Origin of the sequence: Edaphosphingomonas haloaromaticamans (assembly GCF_001853345.1) — a bacterium.
Lineage (GTDB): Bacteria > Pseudomonadota > Alphaproteobacteria > Sphingomonadales > Sphingomonadaceae > Sphingomonas_E > Sphingomonas_E fennica.
In genome coordinates this window covers 1,880,173-1,898,399 of record NZ_MIPT01000001.1, presented here as the reverse complement: position 1 = coordinate 1,898,399, position 18,227 = coordinate 1,880,173, and the positions used below count along the sequence as shown (strand labels likewise).

20 protein-coding genes are annotated in these 18,227 nt (G+C 66.4%); 11 read left to right on the top strand and 9 right to left on the bottom strand.

Translation table 11 applies throughout. The features are described from left to right. The first annotated feature begins 47 nt into the window (after window positions 1-47). Window positions 48-773, top strand: a complete 726-nt coding sequence (locus BHE75_RS08640) for a glutathione S-transferase N-terminal domain-containing protein (protein ID WP_015460202.1) — start codon at window positions 48-50, stop codon at window positions 771-773. Between the two features lie 181 nt (window positions 774-954). Beyond that, on the top strand, window positions 955-1,920 hold the full coding sequence (locus BHE75_RS08635) for an NAD(P)H-dependent flavin oxidoreductase (RefSeq protein ID WP_070933624.1): 966 nt from the start codon (window positions 955-957) through the stop codon (window positions 1,918-1,920). A gap of 149 nt (window positions 1,921-2,069) precedes the next feature. Here the strand turns inward: BHE75_RS08635 and BHE75_RS08630 are convergent, their stop codons facing one another. Then, window positions 2,070-3,779 carry an FAD-dependent oxidoreductase gene (locus tag BHE75_RS08630; RefSeq protein WP_070933623.1) on the bottom strand — a complete coding sequence of 570 codons (1,710 nt, stop codon included), beginning with the start codon at window positions 3,777-3,779 and terminating at the stop codon, window positions 2,070-2,072. A gap of 262 nt (window positions 3,780-4,041) precedes the next feature. Between BHE75_RS08630 and BHE75_RS08625 the strand changes: the two genes are divergently transcribed. The 3 genes from BHE75_RS08625 to BHE75_RS08615 all read left to right on the top strand — a co-directional run bounded on the left by BHE75_RS08625 (window position 4,042) and on the right by BHE75_RS08615 (window position 7,047). Further along, window positions 4,042-4,968 (top strand): AraC family transcriptional regulator, encoded by a 927-nt coding sequence (locus BHE75_RS08625; RefSeq protein ID WP_236626814.1) that lies wholly within the window; start codon window positions 4,042-4,044, stop codon window positions 4,966-4,968. Window positions 4,969-5,123: 155 nt separating this feature from the next. After that, the gene (locus BHE75_RS08620; RefSeq protein WP_015460198.1) at window positions 5,124-5,795 is read left to right on the top strand and encodes a glutathione S-transferase family protein; all 672 of its coding nucleotides are present in this window, start codon (window positions 5,124-5,126) and stop codon (window positions 5,793-5,795) included. Window positions 5,796-5,892: 97 nt separating this feature from the next. After that, window positions 5,893-7,047: a hypothetical protein gene (locus BHE75_RS08615; RefSeq protein WP_015460197.1), complete on the top strand. Its 1,155-nt coding sequence runs from the start codon at window positions 5,893-5,895 to the stop codon at window positions 7,045-7,047. A gap of 2 nt (window positions 7,048-7,049) precedes the next feature. Here the strand turns inward: BHE75_RS08615 and ubiG are convergent, their stop codons facing one another. After that, on the bottom strand, window positions 7,050-7,796 hold the full coding sequence (gene ubiG / locus BHE75_RS08610) for a bifunctional 2-polyprenyl-6-hydroxyphenol methylase/3-demethylubiquinol 3-O-methyltransferase UbiG (RefSeq protein ID WP_070933622.1): 747 nt from the start codon (window positions 7,794-7,796) through the stop codon (window positions 7,050-7,052). A 71-nt stretch (window positions 7,797-7,867) separates the two neighbouring features. Here ubiG and BHE75_RS08605 point away from each other — a divergent pair, with 71 nt between their 5' ends. Both BHE75_RS08605 and BHE75_RS08600 read left to right on the top strand, forming a co-directional pair. Next, a complete protein-coding gene (locus BHE75_RS08605; RefSeq protein ID WP_015460195.1) occupies window positions 7,868-9,136 on the top strand; it encodes an aspartate kinase in 1,269 nt (422 codons plus the stop codon). Between the two features lie 29 nt (window positions 9,137-9,165). Next, window positions 9,166-10,149, top strand: coding sequence for an NAD(P)H-dependent flavin oxidoreductase (locus BHE75_RS08600; RefSeq protein ID WP_070933621.1), 984 nt, complete (start codon window positions 9,166-9,168; stop codon window positions 10,147-10,149). A 98-nt stretch (window positions 10,150-10,247) separates the two neighbouring features. Here the strand turns inward: BHE75_RS08600 and BHE75_RS08595 are convergent, their stop codons facing one another. After that, window positions 10,248-10,700: a DUF1465 family protein gene (locus BHE75_RS08595; RefSeq protein ID WP_015460193.1), complete on the bottom strand. Its 453-nt coding sequence runs from the start codon at window positions 10,698-10,700 to the stop codon at window positions 10,248-10,250. A 293-nt stretch (window positions 10,701-10,993) separates the two neighbouring features. On the opposite strand from BHE75_RS08595, the gene BHE75_RS08590 reads away from it, so the two are divergent. Then, window positions 10,994-11,464: an Hsp20 family protein gene (locus BHE75_RS08590; RefSeq protein WP_070933620.1), complete on the top strand. Its 471-nt coding sequence runs from the start codon at window positions 10,994-10,996 to the stop codon at window positions 11,462-11,464. A gap of 73 nt (window positions 11,465-11,537) precedes the next feature. On the opposite strand, the gene BHE75_RS08585 is transcribed toward BHE75_RS08590, so the two are convergent. Continuing rightward, on the bottom strand, window positions 11,538-11,735 hold the full coding sequence (locus BHE75_RS08585; RefSeq protein WP_015460191.1) for a YdcH family protein: 198 nt from the start codon (window positions 11,733-11,735) through the stop codon (window positions 11,538-11,540). Window positions 11,736-11,934: 199 nt separating this feature from the next. On the opposite strand from BHE75_RS08585, the gene BHE75_RS23155 reads away from it, so the two are divergent. Further along, window positions 11,935-12,090, top strand: a complete 156-nt coding sequence (locus BHE75_RS23155) for a YdcH family protein (protein WP_015460190.1) — start codon at window positions 11,935-11,937, stop codon at window positions 12,088-12,090. Between the two features lie 183 nt (window positions 12,091-12,273). On the opposite strand, the gene BHE75_RS08580 is transcribed toward BHE75_RS23155, so the two are convergent. From BHE75_RS08580 to BHE75_RS08565, 3 genes are all read right to left on the bottom strand, one after another. Next, entirely contained in the window at window positions 12,274-12,675 is a 402-nt protein-coding gene (locus tag BHE75_RS08580) for a PilZ domain-containing protein (RefSeq protein ID WP_236626813.1), read from the bottom strand. A gap of 105 nt (window positions 12,676-12,780) precedes the next feature. Further along, window positions 12,781-13,242, bottom strand: a complete 462-nt coding sequence (gene dksA / locus BHE75_RS08575; protein ID WP_015460188.1) for an RNA polymerase-binding protein DksA — start codon at window positions 13,240-13,242, stop codon at window positions 12,781-12,783. A gap of 943 nt (window positions 13,243-14,185) precedes the next feature. After that, the gene (locus tag BHE75_RS08565; protein ID WP_015460186.1) at window positions 14,186-14,629 is read right to left on the bottom strand and encodes a host attachment family protein; all 444 of its coding nucleotides are present in this window, start codon (window positions 14,627-14,629) and stop codon (window positions 14,186-14,188) included. 116 nt (window positions 14,630-14,745) lie between these two features. Between BHE75_RS08565 and serS the strand changes: the two genes are divergently transcribed. Together serS and surE are read left to right on the top strand one after the other, a co-directional pair. Then, window positions 14,746-16,026: a serine--tRNA ligase gene (gene serS / locus BHE75_RS08560; protein WP_070933618.1), complete on the top strand. Its 1,281-nt coding sequence runs from the start codon at window positions 14,746-14,748 to the stop codon at window positions 16,024-16,026. Continuing rightward, window positions 16,026-16,796 (top strand): 5'/3'-nucleotidase SurE, encoded by a 771-nt coding sequence (gene surE / locus BHE75_RS08555; protein WP_015460184.1) that lies wholly within the window; start codon window positions 16,026-16,028, stop codon window positions 16,794-16,796. Before serS ends, surE begins: the two co-directional genes overlap by 1 nt. 65 nt (window positions 16,797-16,861) lie before the next feature. Here surE and BHE75_RS24005 read toward each other — a convergent pair whose 3' ends face one another. Next, the gene (locus BHE75_RS24005) at window positions 16,862-17,311 is read right to left on the bottom strand and encodes a hypothetical protein (RefSeq protein ID WP_139181679.1); all 450 of its coding nucleotides are present in this window, start codon (window positions 17,309-17,311) and stop codon (window positions 16,862-16,864) included. Between the two features lie 622 nt (window positions 17,312-17,933). Next, window positions 17,934-18,227: DUF1275 family protein (locus BHE75_RS08545; RefSeq protein ID WP_139181678.1), on the bottom strand; the 294-nt coding region annotated here is incomplete at its 5' end.

Here is an 18,227-nt window from a genome sequence, read left to right as displayed (position 1 = left end):
CGGGCCGGCTCCCTGATACCCGGCCGACACCTTCTGGGAGCGCTGCGATGATCGACCTGCATTACTGGCCCACGCCGAATGGCCACAAGATCACCCTTTTCCTCGAGGAAACGGGCATTCCCTATCGCATCGTGCCGGTGAACATCGGCAAGGGCGAGCAGTTCGACCCCGAATATCTGAAGATCGCGCCCAACAACCGCATGCCGGCGATCGTGGACCAGGCCCCGGCCGACGGCGGCGCGCCCATCTCGCTGTTCGAATCGGGCGCGATCCTGCTCTACCTCGCCGAAAAGCACGGCCGCTTCATCCCGGCCGACATTCGCGGCCGGGCGGAGGTGCTGCAATGGCTGTTCTGGCAGATGGGCGGGCTGGGGCCGATGGCCGGCCAGAACCATCATTTCCGCGTCTATGCGCCGGAAAAGCTGCCTTATGCCATCGATCGCTACGTCAACGAGACCAACCGGCTCTACGGCGTGCTGAACAAGCGGCTGGCGGATCGGGAATTCGTGGCCGGCGATTATTCGATCGCCGACATGGCCGCCTATCCCTGGATCGTGCCGCACGAGAATCAGGGGCAGGACCTCAACGATTTCCCGCACCTGAAGCGCTGGTTCGAGGCGATCGCCGCGCGGCCGGCGACGGTGCGCGCCTATGCGATCGGCGAACAATTCCGCACGACGCCGGGCGTCCAGAGCGAGGAGCAGCGCCGCATCCTCTTCGGCCAGACCGCCGCCTCGCTGGATCAGGGCAAGCCCGCCACCGCCGGCAACTGAGGACCAAGCGAAAAAATCCCGTCCCGCCCGCGCGGGGGCATCTCGACGCCCGAGACGCTACGGCACGGCTTGCCGTTGCCGGACGGGCGCCGCCGGCAGAGCCATTCGCGGGCGGGACGGCACCGGAATTGGGGCCATTCTCGCACTGGACGCTCATTTTGGTTGCGCTAAGAAACGGGGCATGACCCTGCCAGCCATCTTCGACCGGCTTTCGCTGCCGGCCATCGCTTCGCCCATGTTCATCGTCTCCGGCGTCGATCTGGTGATCGCGCAGTGCAAGGCGGGGATCGTGGGTTCTTTCCCCGCGCTGAACGCCCGCCCGCAGAGCGAGCTGGACGAATGGCTGCACCGCATCACCGAGGAACTGGCCGCCTGGGACCGGGATCATCCCGAAAGCCCGTCCGCCCCGTTTGCGGTGAACCAGATCGTCCACAAGTCCAACGCGCGGCTGGAGGAGGATGTCGCCACCTGCGCCAAATGGAAGGTGCCGATCGTCATCACCTCGCTGGGCGCGCGCGAGGATCTGAACCACGCGGTGCACGGCTGGGGTGGCATCACGCTGCACGACATCATCGACGATCGCTTCGCCCGCAAGGCGATCGAAAAGGGCGCGGACGGGCTGATCGCGGTGGCGGCGGGCGCCGGCGGCCATGCCGGGCGGCTCTCCCCCTTCGCGTTGATCCAGGAGATTCGGGAATGGTTCGCCGGCCCGCTGATCCTGTCGGGCGCCATCGCCTCCGGCCGCGCGATCCTGGCGGCGCAGGCGATGGGCGCGGACCTCGCTTATATCGGATCGGCCTTCATCGCCACGAAGGAAGGCACCGCGACCGACGCCTACAAGCAGGCGATCGTCGAAGGCCATGCGACGGACATCGTCTATTCCGATCTCTTCACCGGCGTGCACGGCAATTATCTGCGCGGATCGATCGTCGCGGCGGGGCTGGACCCGGACAATCTGCCCAAGGGCGACATCAAGTCGATGGATTTCGGCGCGACGATCACCGCCAAGGCCTGGCGCGACATCTGGGGTTGCGGCCAGGGCATCGGCACCATCCACGCGGTGGAGCCGGCCGCCGACATGATCGCCCGCTTCAAGGCCGAATATGTCGCCGCCAAGGCGGAGCTGGACGCCAAGTTCCGGGGCTGAAGGGATTTCCAGGCGGATGATCCCATCTGCCGGCCCGGAAATCACGTCGGATAAGAAGCTTTTCGGAGATGCTCCGGCTCTGATTGAACCGGAACATCGCCGAAAAGCGGATTGCGGGGAGGAGGCGATCCCCTCCCCGCTTCCACCGATCAGCCGACCGGCTGGTTCGCGCCCGTAAGGTCGCGCGCGGCGGCATAGCCGAAGGTCATCGCCGGGCCGATCGTGGCGCCGGCGCCAGGATAGGAACGGCCCATCACCGAGGCCGCGGTATTGCCGATGGCGTAGAGGCCCGGGATGCGCTTGCCCTGCTTGTCCAGCACCGCGCCGTGGCTGTCCGTCACCAGGCCGCCATTGGTGCCGATGTCGCCGGGATTGACCGGCAGCGCATAGAAAGGCGCCTTTTCCAGCGGCAGCAGGTTGGGATTGGGCTGCACCTTGGGATCGCCATAATAGCGATCATAGGGCTGATGGCCGCGCCCGAAATCCGGGTCCTCGCCGCGCCGGGAATTCTCGTTGAAGCGCTCCACCGTCGCCACCAGTGCGTCCGCGGGCAGGCCCAGTTTCTCCGCGAGTTCGGCGATGCTGTTCGCCTTGGTCACGATCTGCTTCACCTCGCCGCGCATGGTGAAATCCGGGAAGACCGGCATCACCGGCCCCATCGGATATTTGCTGCGGAAGGTGGCGTCGAAGATCACATAAGCGGGCGTGGTCTCGGCGCCGGGCAAATTCTTCTCGAACATCTCCTTGCCGACGATGTGGTAGGAGGCCGCTTCATTGGTGAACCGCTTGCCGGCCTGGTTGACGATGATCGATCCGGGCAGCGACCGTTCGAAAAAAAGCGGCCGGGCGCGATCCTCGCCCGGCACCTTGATCGTCGGCGCCCACCAGGCCGAATCGAGCCGCTCGACCGCAGCACCGGCCCGTTCGGCCGCAAGCAGCGTATCGCCGGTATTGTCCGGCTGGCCGCCACTGACATCGGGATCGGGCGAGCGGCGGAGGTTGGCGCCGCGCAGCTCGGCATTCCGTTCGAACCCGCCGGCGGCCAGGATCACGCCCTTGCGGGCGCGGATGCGCTGGACACGGCCGTCCTTCACCACCGTGGCGCCGACGACCTTGCCGTCCTCGACGATCAGGTCCGCGAACGGCGCCTTGCGCCAGAGCGGCACATGGCGCTTGTCCAGCGCCAGCTTCAGCCGCGCGACCAGCGCATTGCCGCCGGTGAGGAAGCGCGCGCGATCCGATTTGAGCCGCTGGCCGATATCGGAATAATAGCGCCAGAGCACCTTGAGCAGGCTCTTGAACCAGCCCGGCCAGCGCGTGATCATCGGCGCGGCTTCGGCCGCCGTCCACGATATCTTGCCGAACAGCATCGCGGAGGCGTGGGTCGGCCGCATCCAGCGCAGATCGTCGCCCAGCAGCCGCCCGTCCAGCGGCACCGGATCGTGGCTGCGCCAGCCGAGCTTCCCGCCCGGCAGTTCCGCATGATAATCGGTATAGGGAATCGAGTTGTAGAGGACGTTCGCCTCGCGCTCGACATATTGCAGCATCGCCGGCGCCATATCGACGAAGGCCTCGATCCGCTTGGGATCGACGTCGCCCGCGAGCGCGGAGATATATTCGATCGCCTCTTCCCGCGAATCCTGCTGGCCCGCCGCCTTGGCGAGGTGGCTGTTGGGAATCCACAGCACGCCGCCGGACGTGGCGCTGGTGCCGCCGAACAGCTCGCCCTTCTCGATCACCAGCACGTCGGCATGGTTGTCCGCCGCCACGATCGCCGCCGTCAGCGCGCCCGCCCCCGATCCCACGACCAGCACGTCCGTCTCATGATCCCAGCCGGTCGTGATCTTGCCCTCCATCATCCGCCTCACCCTTTTATCCGGTCGTGCGCATCATGCGCGGCGACGCAATCGTTGATCACAGTTCCACCACGTCCCGCCGCCCAGGAGAAGCCCGTCCTTCCAAAATCGGGCCAAATTCACGCTCCACGGACGCAAAACGCCCCCTGAATCTTCCCCCTAGGCATCATATGCGCAGCGATGCTATGGTTCCTCGAACGCATAGCAAGGCCGTCGAAGGTCAAAAACAATAAAATGCGAACCGGAGATGGAAAAAGGGAAAGGCATGACGAACGTGATCGCAGCCCAGCAAGCCACCCAATCGTCCACCATCCATGTGGATGCCGCCATCGTTGCCCCGAACTGCACGATCCAGATCGTGAGCGCGATCCACCCGACGCCGGTGGAATATACGCATTGCGAACCGCATCATGCGATCGCGATGCAGCGCCAGCGCAAGCAGGCCTTCTCCACCGGCCGCTACCTGATCGAGGGCGCGGAAAAGCGCTTCGAGGATATCGGCCGGGTGCTCGTGCTTCCCGCCAACGTGCCGCTGGAGGTGCGCGCCGAAGGCGGGCCGACCCAGGCGGTGCGCTGCATCTTCAACCAGGATGCCTATGCCCGCATCACCGGGCTGGACGAGCTGGTCCATCCCAATGAGATGGTCGGCTGCCTCGACGTGAAGAGCCCGCGCATCACCGACACGCTCGCCCGCCTTGCCGGCGAGGCGGAGGCGCCGGGCTTCGCCTCGCGCGTGCTGGCCGAAGCGCTCGGCACCTCGCTGATGGTGGAAATCGCGCGTTATGTGAACGATCTGCAGCCGCGCTCCACGATCCAGCGCGGCGGGCTGGCGCGGCGCACCCACCGCCAGATCATCGAATATGTCGAGACGCAGAACGGCACGCCGTCGTTGAGCGATCTTGCCAAGCTGACCGGCCTCAGCCGCCGCCACCTGAGCCGTGCCTTCAAGCAGACCACCGGCCAGACGATCTACGATTATGTCGAGCAGGTGCGCTTCAACCGCGCGGCCAACATGCTGGCGGATACCGATCTGCTCATCAAGGATATCGCCTTCAAGCTGGGCTTCACCTGTTCCAGCAGCTTCTCGGTCGCGTTCCGCCGCGCCTGCGGCGAGACGCCCAAGTCCTTCCGCAAGCGGATGCGCCCCGGCGCGCCGGACGAGATCGCCAGCCCGCTGTCGCTGGCGGCCTGAACCGCATGTCCCTGGCAAGGGCCGGAGAGCGGATCGCCCGCCCCCCGGCCCTTCGCCTTTCCGGCCGGTTCGCGGATTCCAGTGAACGAATATTTACGTTGTGGCCCGCACGCCCCCTTCCGCCCGCGCAATCCCGTGCCTAACAAGGGCCAGTCATGTGGCAATTGTATCAATTCCCGCTCTGTCCCTTCTCGCGCAAGGTGCGCCTGCTGCTCGGTGAAAAGGGCGTGGGCTATGAGCTCGTCCGCGAATCGCCCTGGGTGCAGCGGGACGAGTTCCTGGACATGAACCCCGCCGGGCAGACGCCGGTGATGGCGGACAGCGCCGCCGGCACGGTGCTGATCGATTCCTCCACGATCTGCGAATATTTCGAGGAGACGATCGACAAGGCGTCGATGCTGCCGGGCACCGCCGCCAACCGCGCGGAAATCCGCCGGCTCGTCACCTGGTTCGACGAGCGCATGTATGCCGAGGTGGTGGCGCCGCTGATGCACGAACGCATGCTGAAGCGGATCGTCCACCGCATGACGCCGGATGCCAAGGCCCTGCGCGAGGCGATGAAGGCGGCCAACAGCCACCTCGATTATGTCGATTACCTGCTCGATCATCGCCGCTGGATCGGCGGGCCGGTGCTGAGCCTCGCGGATCTCACCGCAGCCGCCCACCTGTCCGTCGCGGACTATCTGGGCGGAATCGACTGGCGCGGGCATGACCGCACCAAGGAATGGTATGCCGCGCTGAAATCGCGGCCTAGCTTCCGCCCGCTTTTGTCGGAACGCATGGAAATCGTCAGCCCGCCCGATCATTATGACAAGGTCGATTTCTAAGCACCGCTCCGCCGCGGCCGCGACGCCGCCCATGGGCACCGCCGCCCGGCGACCGATGCATATCCGCGCGATCAGCGGAGGACGGTCACGGGCTCCGATGCGTATCCTGTTCCTGTTCGTGGGCGAAAAGCACCATGTTTTCCATGCCTTGCCGATCGCGGGCGAGATGGCGGCACGCTATCCCGATCTGGATATCGAGATAGCGATCGCCGGCCCGGAAAATGATGCGCTGGTGCGCGACGTGCTGAATTGCTTTCCCGGCTTCACCCCCACGATCCGCTATCTCGATCTTCCCGGCCCGGCCGATGCCCTGCACAAATGGGGCGTGCTGCGTGGGCAGCAGCGCATTACCCGGCTGATCGCCGCCCTGCCCTATCTTCGCGGCTTCGATGCGATCGTGGTGCCGGAACGGACCACCACCATGATCCGGCATTTCCTGGGGTCCCGCACGAAGCTGATCTTCACGCCGCACGGCGCAGGCGATCGCGCCATCACCTATGACAAGCGGGACCGGCTGTTCGATTTCGCCCTGGTAGCGGGCGAGAAAAGCGAGCGGCGCATGCTGGAGCTGGGCACCATCCGCCCCGGCGCCTATGCCGTCACCGGCTATGTGAAGATGGATTTCATGCAGCGGCTGGCGGCGCATCGCCCGCCGCTGTTCGACAACGGCCGGCCGACGGTGCTCTATGCACCGCATTTCCGATCGTCGCTGTCGTCCTGGGACAGGTTCGGCAAGGCGATCATCCGCGCCTTCGCCGCGCAGGATCGCTACAATCTGGTGGTGGCGCCGCATATCCGGCTGTTCGATCATGCCCCCGCCCGCGTGACCGCGCCGATCGAGGCGATGGCCGTGCCCGGCAAGATCATCGTCGATCTCAGCTCCGAACGGCTCGTCGACATGACCTATACGGCCGGCGCGGACATCTATCTCGGCGACGTGAGCAGCCAGGTCTATGAATTCCTCAACCGGCCGCGCCCCTGCGTGTTCCTGAACGCGCACGATGCCGACTGGCCGGACAATCCCGACTATCTGTTCTGGACGCTGGGGGACGTGGTTTCCAGCGTGGCCGATGTGCTGCCGGCGATCGATGCGGCGGCGGAGCGCCATCCCCTCTATGCCGCCCGCCAGTGCCAGATATTGTCCGATTCGATCGGTGGCGACCCCACCGGCGCCTCGGCCCGCAGCGCGGACGCGATCCTGCATTTCCTGGAGGAAAAGGCCAAGGCCGGCAGGAAGGCCGCCAGCCGCTGATCCTATTCCGCTGCCGCCGCGGGCACGGCCGTCAGCAGATAATCCATCGCCTTGTTGTCCGAGAGGTGGAAGCCCCGGCCCGGCCCGAAGGACAGGCCGGTCACGTCTGCCACCCTTAGCCCCGCCGCCTCGACCAGCCCGGCCAGTTCCTCGGGCGTGAGGAATTTGTGCCAGTCATGTGTGCCCTTCGGGATGCCGCCCACGCTTTCGCCCACGGCGATGAGCGCGAGGCGCGACATCGGCGTCCGGTTGGGCGTGGAAAGCACCATCAGCCCGCCCGGCGCCAGCCGCCGCGCCAGTTCCGCGACGAAAGCGGCGGGATCGGCGACATGCTCGATCACCTCCAGCGAGGTGACGAGATCGAAGGCGTCCACCTCGTCCATCTCCTCCACGCCGCCGACGCGATAGTCGATGGCGAGGCCCTGCCCTTCGGCATGGGCGCGGGCGACGGCGATATTCTCCGGCGCGGCGTCGATCGCGGTGACGCTGGCGCCCAGCCGCGCCAGCGGCTCGGCCAGCAGCCCCGCCCCGCAGCCGACATCCAGCACCCGCCGGCCGGCCAGCGGCTTCAGCCCGGCGGGGTCGCCGTGCCAGTGCCCGTCCACGGCGCCGCGGATGTAGCGCAGCCGCACCGGATTGAGCCGGTGCAGCATCGCCGACGATCCCTTGGGGTTCCACCAGTCCGCCGCCATCGCGCCGAAATGGGCGGCTTCGGCGGGATCGATCGTATCGGGCGTGCTTGCGTTCATGGCGCCTCCTCCCTATCAGGCCGGCACACCGCGCGCCAAGCCGGTTCCTGATAGAGCTAGAAGACCTGCCCATGGCCCGTATCGTCATGAAGTTCGGCGGCACCTCGATGGCCGGCATCGAACGGATCCGCAATGTCGCCAATCGCGTGAAGCACGAGGTGGACGCCGGCAACCAGGTGGCCGTCGTGGTTTCGGCCATGGCGGGCGAAACCGATCGCCTCGTCAATTTCTGCCGCGAGGCATCGCCCCTTTACGACCCGCGCGAATATGACGTGGTGGTCGCATCGGGCGAGCAGGTGACGAGCGGCCTGCTCGCCATCGTGCTGCAATCCATCGGCGTGAACGCGCGGAGCTGGCTGGGCTGGCAGCTGCCGATCCGCACGTCGGACGCGCATGCCTCCGCCCGCATCGCTGCGATCGATACCGCCGCGCTGGATGCGTCGCTGGCGGCGGGCGAGGTCGCGGTGATCCCCGGTTTCCAGGGCATGGCCGATGGCGATCGGGTGACGACGCTGGGCCGGGGCGGTTCGGATACGTCGGCCGTGGCGGTCGCCGCCGCGATGAAGGCGGATCGCTGCGACATCTATACCGACGTGGACGGCGTCTACACCACGGACCCGCGCATCGTGCCCAGGGCCCGCAAGCTCAGCCGCGTCACCTATGAGGAGATGCTGGAACTGGCCAGCGTTGGCGCCAAGGTGCTGCAGACCCGGTCGGTAGGCCTGGCGATGAAGGAGAAGGTGCGCGTGCGCGTGCTTTCGTCCTTCGACGACAGCCGCGACGATGACGGCCATCGCGGCACGCTGATCGTAGGCGACGACGAGATCGAAGAGGGAAGCATGGAACGTCAGCTCATCACGGGCATCGCCCACGACAAGAACGAAGCCAAGGTGACGCTGGTCGCCGTGCCGGACCGGCCGGGCGCCGTCGCCACCATCTTCACGCCGCTGGCCGATGCCAGCATCAACGTGGACATGATCGTCCAGAACATCGCCCATGAAACGGGCAGCACGGACGTGACCTTCACCGTCCCCAAGGCGGAGTTGGCCCGCGCGCTGGACGTGCTGGAAAAGGCGCGGCCGACCATCGGCTTCGAACGCGTCCTCCACGCCACCAACGTCTGCAAGGTTTCGGTGGTCGGCGTCGGCATGCGCAGCCATGCGGGCGTGGCCGCGACGATGTTCAAGGCGCTAGCCGATCGCGGTATCAACATCCAGGCGATCACCACCTCCGAAATCAAGGTCAGCGTGCTGATCGAGGACGATTATACCGAGCTGGCCGTTCGCGTGCTGCACACCGCCTACGGCCTGGACGCCGAGGAAGAGACGGTGGACGCGTGAGCCTTTCCAGCCCGCGCCTCGACGCGCTGATGGCGCGCGGGGCGGAATTCCTCGGCACGCGCCATGCGATCATGGCCGGCGCCATGTCGTGGGTGTCCGAACGCCATCTCGTCGCGGCGATCTCCAATGCCGGCGGCTTCGGCGTGATCGCCTGCGGGGCGATGACGCCGGCACTGCTGGATGCCGAGATTGCGGGCACCAAGGGGCTTACGGACAAGCCTTTCGGCGTCAATCTCATAACGATGCACCCCGATCTTGATGAATTGATCGAGGTTTGCGCGCGCCATCAGGTCGGCCATGTCGTGCTGGCCGGCGGCCTTCCGCCGGGCGGCGCGATCGAACGGATCAAGGCATCGGGCGCAAAGGTGCTCTGCTTCGCGCCCGCGCTGGCGCTGGCCAAGAAGCTGATCCGTTCCGGCGTGGACGCGCTGGTGATCGAGGGGATGGAAGCCGGCGGCCATATCGGCCCGGTCTCCACCTCCGTCCTTGCGCAGGAAATCCTGCCCGAGGTGGCGGACAAGCTGCCCGTGTTCGTCGCCGGCGGCATCGGCCGGGGCGAGGCGATCGCCGCTTATCTGGAAATGGGCGCGGCCGGCGTGCAGCTCGGCACCCGCTTCGTCTGCGCGGTGGAATCGATTGCGCATCCCAATTTCAAGAAGGCGTTCATCCGCGCTTCCGCCCGCGAGGCGGTGGCCAGCGTCCAGATCGACCCGCGCCTGCCAGTGATCCCGGTGCGCGCGCTGAAGAACGCCTCCACCGAGCTGTTCACGGCAAAGCAGCGCGAAGTGGCGCAGGCGCTGGACGAAGGCCGGGTGGAGATGGCCGAGGCCCAGTTGCAGATCGAGCATTATTGGGCAGGCGCGCTCCGCCGCGCGGTGATCGACGGCGATGTGGAGAACGGATCGCTGATGGCCGGCCAGTCGGTGGGCATGGTGACCAGGGAGGAACCGGCGACCGACATCATCGCCGCGCTCGTCACCGAAGCCGAAACCGCGCTCACCGCGCGCGGCTGAACGCGGGCCACGGGGCGCCGCCGCGACAGGGCGCCCCACCGTCATTCCGCTTTCTCGGGAATTACGGATAAGGTCGCGGCATCTGCCTTGCCCAGCGCCTAGAATGCCTGCTGCAGGCGCTCCACGAGGCTGCGGGCCGGACTGGGGACGGCGCGGAAACCGCCCATGTCGCGATCTAGCCGGTCGACGCGATCGTAAAGGTCCCGGCTGGCGGCGATCAGGTGGCGCGCCGTCGGCGGAAGATCGGCGACCACCTGCGGATCGCTGTCATGCGCGCCGCCCAGCCGCCGGCCCGGCTCGCGCGCCTGCTCGGGCGTCAGTTCGCCCGCCTCGACCGCCTTGCGCACCAGCAGCCAGGCAATCACGTGCATCAGCCGCGTCGTCACCTTGAGCGATTCGCAGGAGAAGCTGACGCGCGCCAGCGGCGACAGCGCATCCCGCTCGGCCCGGCCGGGCTCGTCGAAATAGGCCCGCACCTCGTCGGCGAGCACCATGGCCTCGAGATAGAGGCTGTCGACCAGCCGGGCGGCCATGCGGCCGTCCACATCCAAGTGCCCATCACCCTGCATCTCCGCATGATGCCACGAAAGCGGCGGCGGCGCAGCCCGGAAAGAGGGTGAATGCCGGCTTTGCCCTGTCCCGCAAGGCCCGTCCGCGCCCGCCGGCTCCAGCCGACGGAGCCGCGCGATCCGGCAAGATTTCGATGCACATCCCGCCCCTTGAAGCCTGCTGCCGGCTGCCTATCTCGATCGTGGCGCATCGTCGCCTGATGGGACGATGACGCTACGGCCCGGCGGGTTTCCGCGGGCCTGTTCCATCCTCAATGCCAGAAAGGATTGAGACAATGCGTGCAGTGGATTTCGCCCCCCTCCTCCGGTCCTCGATCGGTTTCGAGAACCTCAACCGCCTCGTCGATTTCGCGACGCGCGGCGAAGGGGACGCCTACCCCCCCTATAATATCGAAAAGCTGGGCGACGGCGCCTATCGCATTTCGATGGCCGTTGCCGGCTTCAGCCGCGACGAGCTTGACCTCACCGTTCAGGAGAATGTCCTGATCGTGGTCGGCCGCGCGGGCGAAGCGCAGGAAAACGGCACGCGGGAATTCCTCCATCGCGGCATCGCCAAGCGCGCCTTCGAGCGCCGCTTCCAGCTTGCCGACACCATCAAGGTGACGGGCGCGGGCTATGAGAACGGCCTGCTGAACATCGACCTGGTCCGCGAGGTGCCCGAGCACAAGAAGCCGCGCCGGATCGAGATCGGCCATGCCGTCGCGCCGGTGCCGGAAGCGATCACCGAGCAGCGCGACGCCGCCTGACGCAGATATCGTGGCATGAAAAAGGGGCCGGCGGATCACCCATCCGCCGGCCCTTTTGCTGTCCCGATCGCTTTCAGGCGATGATGTCGGGGATGAGCTGGTCCTCCAGCAGCGCGATCTCGTCCCTGAGGCGGAGCTTGCGCTTCTTGAGTCGCGCCAGGGCAAGCTGGTCGGCGGCCGGCGCATCGCCCATCGCCTCGATTGCGATGTCGAGATCGCGATGTTCTTCCCGCAGAATCTCGATTCGCCGGCCGATGCCGATATCTTCCATCCCGCGCGCTCCCTGCCGGAAATTCCGTGCCATGCCAGCGATATCGGCGATCGGGCCGGCGCTCAAGCACATCCCGCCCCGCCCATCCATCGCATGCCCGATGGCAAATATCGCAACCATGCGAATAGGTGGATTACAAGCGGGCCGATCGGTGATTTACTCCCTCTCCCCATAGTGGGAAACGAAAGGAGGATCCTTCATGGACAACGCCCATTCGTCTGCACTGATCGCCAAGCATGCCGGCCTCGACGCCCGCATCGCCGCCGAGAACAACCGGCCGGCACCCGACGGCATCCTGATCGCCAACCTCAAGAAACAGAAGCTGAAAATCAAGGAAGCGCTCCGCCAGGTCTGAGCGCCGCCGCACCGGGTCGCTGCCCAGGAACGGGCAGCGACAGCGGCCTCCTTCCGCTCCATCCCAAAGTCGAATCGACCCGCCTGCCCCTCACGGCTAGGTCTGGAGGGACGAAATTTCCAAGCCGGCGCCGCGCCCGGCCCGCCCTTCCCCCGCCATGCAGATCGATCCGCTCCGGCGGCGCTAGCGCCCCGTGCGGAAGCCCGGACGGCGCATGCGTTCCAGATCGGCGATCGTCATCGTCTGCGGTTTTGGCCCGGCGATCGGCTTGCGAGCGAGATGGGGATCGATCGGCGCGTCGAAGGCGACGCCCACGCGGCCCTGCGCGCACCAGGCGATTCGGCCCGCCACCGGCCCGACGCCCCTCAGTTCCACGATGAGTCGATCCCCGGAACGGCAATCGCGAAGGCAATCGGCCATCAGCCCGCCTTCGGAAAGATTGCGGACGCGCAGCTGCACCGAATCGCCGCGATCCGAAAAGGTCGCCATCGCCTGCAAAAACATACTGTCGCGGGGCGCGCGACCGCCATTTCCTGCGTCCGCGACATCCCCGATCTCGTCATCCGAGACGGTGCTATCCTTCACGACCGGCCCCATATTTTCTTATAGATCGCGCACTTGAACCGCAGCGCGCCATGGGGACAAAAAAGCAGCAAATCATCCAGAAACGGTTAACGGTGCGGTAGCGTATTATTCGTCGCGGGAGATCTTTTCCTGCCGCTCGTGCCGTTCCTGCGCCTCGACGGTCATCGTCGCGATCGGGCGGGCTTCCAGGCGGGCCAGCGAGATCGGTTCCCCCGTCACTTCGCAATAGCCATATTCGCCTTCCTCGATCCGGCGCAGCGCGGCTTCGATCTTGGAGATCAGCTTGCGCTGGCGATCGCGGGTACGCAGCTCGATCGACCAGTCGGTCTCGCTGGAGGCGCGGTCGGTGATGTCGGGTTCGCGCAGCGAGTCGGTCTGCAACTGGGCCAGCGTGCCCTGGGCCTCGCGCAGGATCGACTCCTTCCAATCGATCAGCTTGCGGCGGAAATAGGCCATCTGCCGCGGGTTCATGAACTCTTCGTCGGGAGACGGGCGATAATCCGCGTCGATGATATCGTCCTGATGAGCACCGTTGGAACCGGGAGTCGAATTGAGCGCCGTCGCCATCACGTTCTCCGCTACCACCCGCGTTGGCCGCGGTGGGCTATTTGCCGGGGCGCTATACCGGCCCGCCGAACCGGGCACAAGCGCCGGAATCAGCGACATTTCGATGAAACAACGATCGATCCCGCAACTATGCCGATTAATCCCGGCGCGTTCCCGGATCGATCGCCGCCCGATTGCCACCGGCCAGCCGAAACAGCGGAAAGCCGCGCCCGGCCTTTCGGCTGGACACGGCTTTCCCCGTTCTTTCGCCTGTCTCTTCCGGCAGGCGCCGCCTTAGCGGCCGCCGCCGCTCGGCGTGTTGGCGCCGGCCTGCGCGTCGAGCTGATCCTTCGTCATGCCGATCACCGGGCCGTCCTCGCCCGCCGCGAAGGCGGTCAGGGGCAGGCGGACCTGCACCTTGCTGGTGTCGACCAGGGCATATTGCGCATCGACCGACTTNATGGTGCCGACAGTGCCGCCGGACGGGTCCTTCACCGTGGCGCCGGCCACGAGCTGCGACGCCTTCTTCGCTTCGGCCTCCTGCGCGGCCTGCGCGTTGGCGGCGCCGGCCTGGGCGTCGATCTGGTCGCGTGTCAGGGCCAGGACCGGGCCATTGGCGCCCTCACCGAACGAGGCGACCGGAATGGAAACCTTGCTCTTTTCCGTCGCCAGAACGGCAAGATCGCCATTCACCGACTCGATCGTGCCGACGGTGCCGCCCGACGTGTCATAGACGGTGGAGCCGACGGCGACCTTGGCCGATGCGCTCGCCGCCGGGGCGGCCGTCTGGGCCAGTGCCGGCGCCGTGGCGAGCGCAAGGGCGGAAACCGCAAAAGCCATCTTCAATCTCATCAGAATCGTCTCCTAGCGATCAAAATCCCGATGAGAAAACGCGAGAAGCCGGCCATCAGGCCATGCCAAGGCGATGAATTGAGACCAAAAGGCGACGGATCGCCCCGGTGGATCAATCCATCTCGGCAATGATGCGGCTGATCGCACCCACGGGATGACCGGTCAGGTCCTTGGCGATCTCGCCCTTCAGCCGATCGGTGACTTCGCGGTGATAATGCTTGCGCAGTTCGCCAAGCGTGCGGGGCGGCGCCACAACTATCAGCCGATCATATTCGCCTTCCATCGCCATCCGTTCTAGCATGGCGGCGGCATCGGCGGCGAAGCGATCCTCCTCCTGCTGCTGGAAATCGGTCTCCTCCATCGCACTGCGCGATCCGCCGACGCTGGCGAAGGCCCGGCCGGGGGCGTCGCGCTTCATGTCGCGGTCGTAACGCACCGGCTGCTGGGCGGCGTTCATCACCTCGAGCTGGGGATATTGGGCATCGCCCATGTTGCGCAGCAGCAGCATCTTGCGGCCATCGGCGACGAGGACCACGCTGTTATAGGGCAGGATCATGCTTTGCCTCCTTCCCGCTATCGGAACAGCACCGCAACGCATGAGGCATGACGGAGTTGCGCGGGCGAGGATCGCGCAGGCTTGCGCGGGCCGCGCGGCTTGGCCATAGCCCGGCCATGCACGACATACGCGCCATCCGGGAAAACCCCGCCACCTTCGATGCCGGCCTCGCGCGACGGGGCGTGGAGCCGCATGCGGCCGAGATCATCGCCCTCGACGAGAAGCGCCGCGCGCNCGCCACCGNGCTGCAGGGCATGCAGACCCGCCGCAACGAGGCATCGAAGGCGATCGGCCAGGCGAAGGCCCGGAAGGACGAGGCCACCGCCACGGCGCTGATGGCCGAGGTCGCGACGCTCAAGGAACGCATGCCCGCGCTGGAAGGCGAGGAGCAGCAGGCCGGCACCGCGCTGGATACGCTGCTGGCGGCGCTACCCAACCTGCCCGCCGACGAGGTGCCCGAGGGCGCCGACGAGGACGGCAATGTCGAGGTCGGCCGCTGGGGCGAGCCGCCGGCGTTCGATTTCGAGCCGAAGGAACATGCCGATATCGGCCCGGCGCTGGGCCTCGATTTCGAGAGCGCCGCCGCCATCGCCGGCGCGCGTTTCGCCGTGCTGAAGGGCGGCATCGCCCGGCTGAACCGCGCGATCGGCCAGTTCATGCTGGACGTGCAGACCCTGGGCAACGGCTATATGGAGGTCGCGCCCCCGCTGCTGGTGCGCGACGAGGCCGCTTTCGGCACCGGCCAGCTGCCCAAGTTCCGCGAGGACCTGTTCCAGACGACCGACGGCCGCTGGCTGATCTCCACGGCCGAGATCAGCCTGACCAACCTGGTGCGCGAGCAGATCGTGGACGAGGCCGCGCTGCCGCTGCGCTACACCGCGCTCACCCCCTGCTTCCGGTCGGAAGCGGGCGCCGCCGGCCGCGACACGCGCGGCATGATCCGCCAGCACCAGTTCGACAAGGTCGAGATGGTCGCCATCTGCACACCGGAGCAATCCGAGGCGGAGCATGAGCGGATGGTGGATGCGGCCGAGATGATTCTCGAGCAGCTCGGCCTGCCCTATCGCCGCATGCTGCTTTGCGCCGGCGACATGGGCTTCACCGCGCGCAAGACCTATGATCTGGAGGTCTGGCTGCCGGGCCAGGGCCGCTATCGGGAAATCAGCAGCGTTTCCAACTGCGGCGATTTCCAGGCGCGGCGGATGAACGCACGCTACCGCCCCGGCGGCGACACCAAGGGCACGCGCTTCCTCCACACGCTCAACGGATCGGGGCTGGCAGTGGGCCGCACCCTCGTCGCCATCCTGGAAAATTACCAGGAGGCCGACGGATCGGTCCGCATTCCCGAAAAGCTCCGCCCCTATATGGGCGGGATCGACCGGCTGGTGCCGGCCTGATGCGTATCCTGCTGACCAACGACGACGGCATCCACGCCCCCGGCCTCGCGGTGCTGGAGGCGATCGCGCGGACCATTTCCGACGACATCACCATCGTCGCCCCGGCCGAGGAGATGTCCGGCGCGGGCCATTCGCTCACCCTCACCCGGCCGGTGCGGCTGCGCAAGCATGGCGAGCGCCGCTTCTCCGTCACCGGCACGCCGACCGATGCGGTGATGATGGCGGTGGCCGAGATCATGAAGGACAATCCGCCCGATCTCGTCCTCTCCGGCGTCAATCGCGGCGCCAATCTGGGCGAGGACGTGACCTATTCGGGCACCGTCTCGGCCGCGATGGAAGGCGCGCTGGCTGGTTTCCGGTCGGTCGCGCTCAGCCAGGTCTATGCCCGCGAGGCGATGGGCGATGCCGTTCCCTTCTCCGCCGCCGAAGCCTGGGGCGCCCGCGTGCTCGCGCCGCTGCTGGACGGGCCGTGGACGCCGGGAACGCTTGTGAACATCAACTTCCCGGCCGTGCCCGCCGATCAGGTCCGCGGCGTGCGCGTCGTCGGCCAGGGCATCCGCGATTATGGGCGGCTGCGCATCGTCAAGGGCACCGATCCGCGCGGCTATAATTATTACTGGTTCGGGCTGGGCGGCGCGGTGCCGACCCCCAAGCACGACACCGACCTGGAGGCGATCGCCGACGGCTTCATATCCGTGACGCCGCTACACCTCGATCTCACCCACGGCCCCTCGCTCGACAGCCTGCGCGGCGCTTATCGGGATATTTGATAATCGCCGCACGGGAACTGCTGATAGAGAGAAGGGCCGCATAGTCGGGGGATAGCGGACATAAGCTAGGCTAATTCGTCGCGCTTCTGCTTGGGTCTGGCGCGACCAATTTTCCTGGCAGCTCCATGCCAAAGACGCGTCTCGAAAGAGCGAAGCTGCGTGGCTGCATCGGTGTCGCCTGCCCGTGCCGCGCGCCGAAGCCTGTTGCGATAGCCCATCATGTCACGGCGATTGAAGCAGCTCATCGCGGCGTTCGAAGCAGCGCGGGCATCGCCTGCTCTGTAAGCGCGTCGGTAAAGTCCCGCAGCACTGAAACCATCGGCGGCCGGACCAAAGGACTGCAAGCTGTCCCCTGCTGAAAACCAGTCCGCCAACTCGATCATGGCGCCTGTGTGCCTTCGTAAAGCCAAATGCCACATGATGGGCATCCACAGTCCGCGCTGCCGATCGTAACGGATTCCGAGGCCCTTCAGATAAAGGCGGTCGAACTTCGTGTGATCGTTGGAGCTTTCCATCGACCGACCCTCGCATGAAGGCATTGCGTCCGCTATGTCGCGATGTCCCGACGGCCCAGATTTTTTCCAGCGTCGCCGCAGCTGCGGTAACGACCGAAAAGTTGGGGTTGGTGGAGGTTCGCCTTGACGAGGCCCTACCCGGCTGCGACGCGTCGAAAATGTCATCACGTTCTGTTTGGCTCAAGAGAGGCGGTATCCTCTTCGCCGGAGCTATCGTCCTGCGAGGACTTGCGGAAAGGCGACCTGACAAGCTGGCCATAATCTCGACGGTCGCGGGCTGCTTCGTTGCCGTGGTCCTCATTGGCTGGTTGTTCGCACTGCGGCGCGAACGCTAGGCGAAGCGTCCGCAAACTCGCCGTGTGCGGATAGTTCGGATTTTCAAGCGTCGCCGGGGCGCAACGGCCGGAAAGTCGAGGAAGTGGACGTTTGGCCAGCCTTCCGCTCGTCAATCCTGCGAGGGTGGGAGGCGTAGGTAAGCGCCGCTGGTCCGTGGAGGCGGTTGGCTCGATTGAGCCCCGACACAATGGATTCCCGCCTTCGCGGGAACGACGAAGGGGAGAGCATGTCTTATGTTGAGGGGCCGGACACTCCTCAGGACGGACGCCCCGGCCTCGAAGTCCGCCTATGCGGCGCGGGTCTCCCGTCGCACGGCAAGGGTGATGATCGCGAGGATCGCGGACACGCCCGCCGCAATCCACAGGGCGTGGAGGCCGAGCAGCGGATAGATGGCGGCGCCCGCGCAGGCCCCCAGCGCCAGCCCCGTCCACAGCAGCGCATAAGGCAGCCAGCCCAGCCGGTCCCCGCCGAAGCAGGCGGCCGCGATGCGCTGGCCCATCTTCACCAGCGTGCCCGTCATGTAGGTGAGGCCGATATGGATCTCGCCGTCGCGCTCGAACATCGCGTTCTCGCTGCCCAT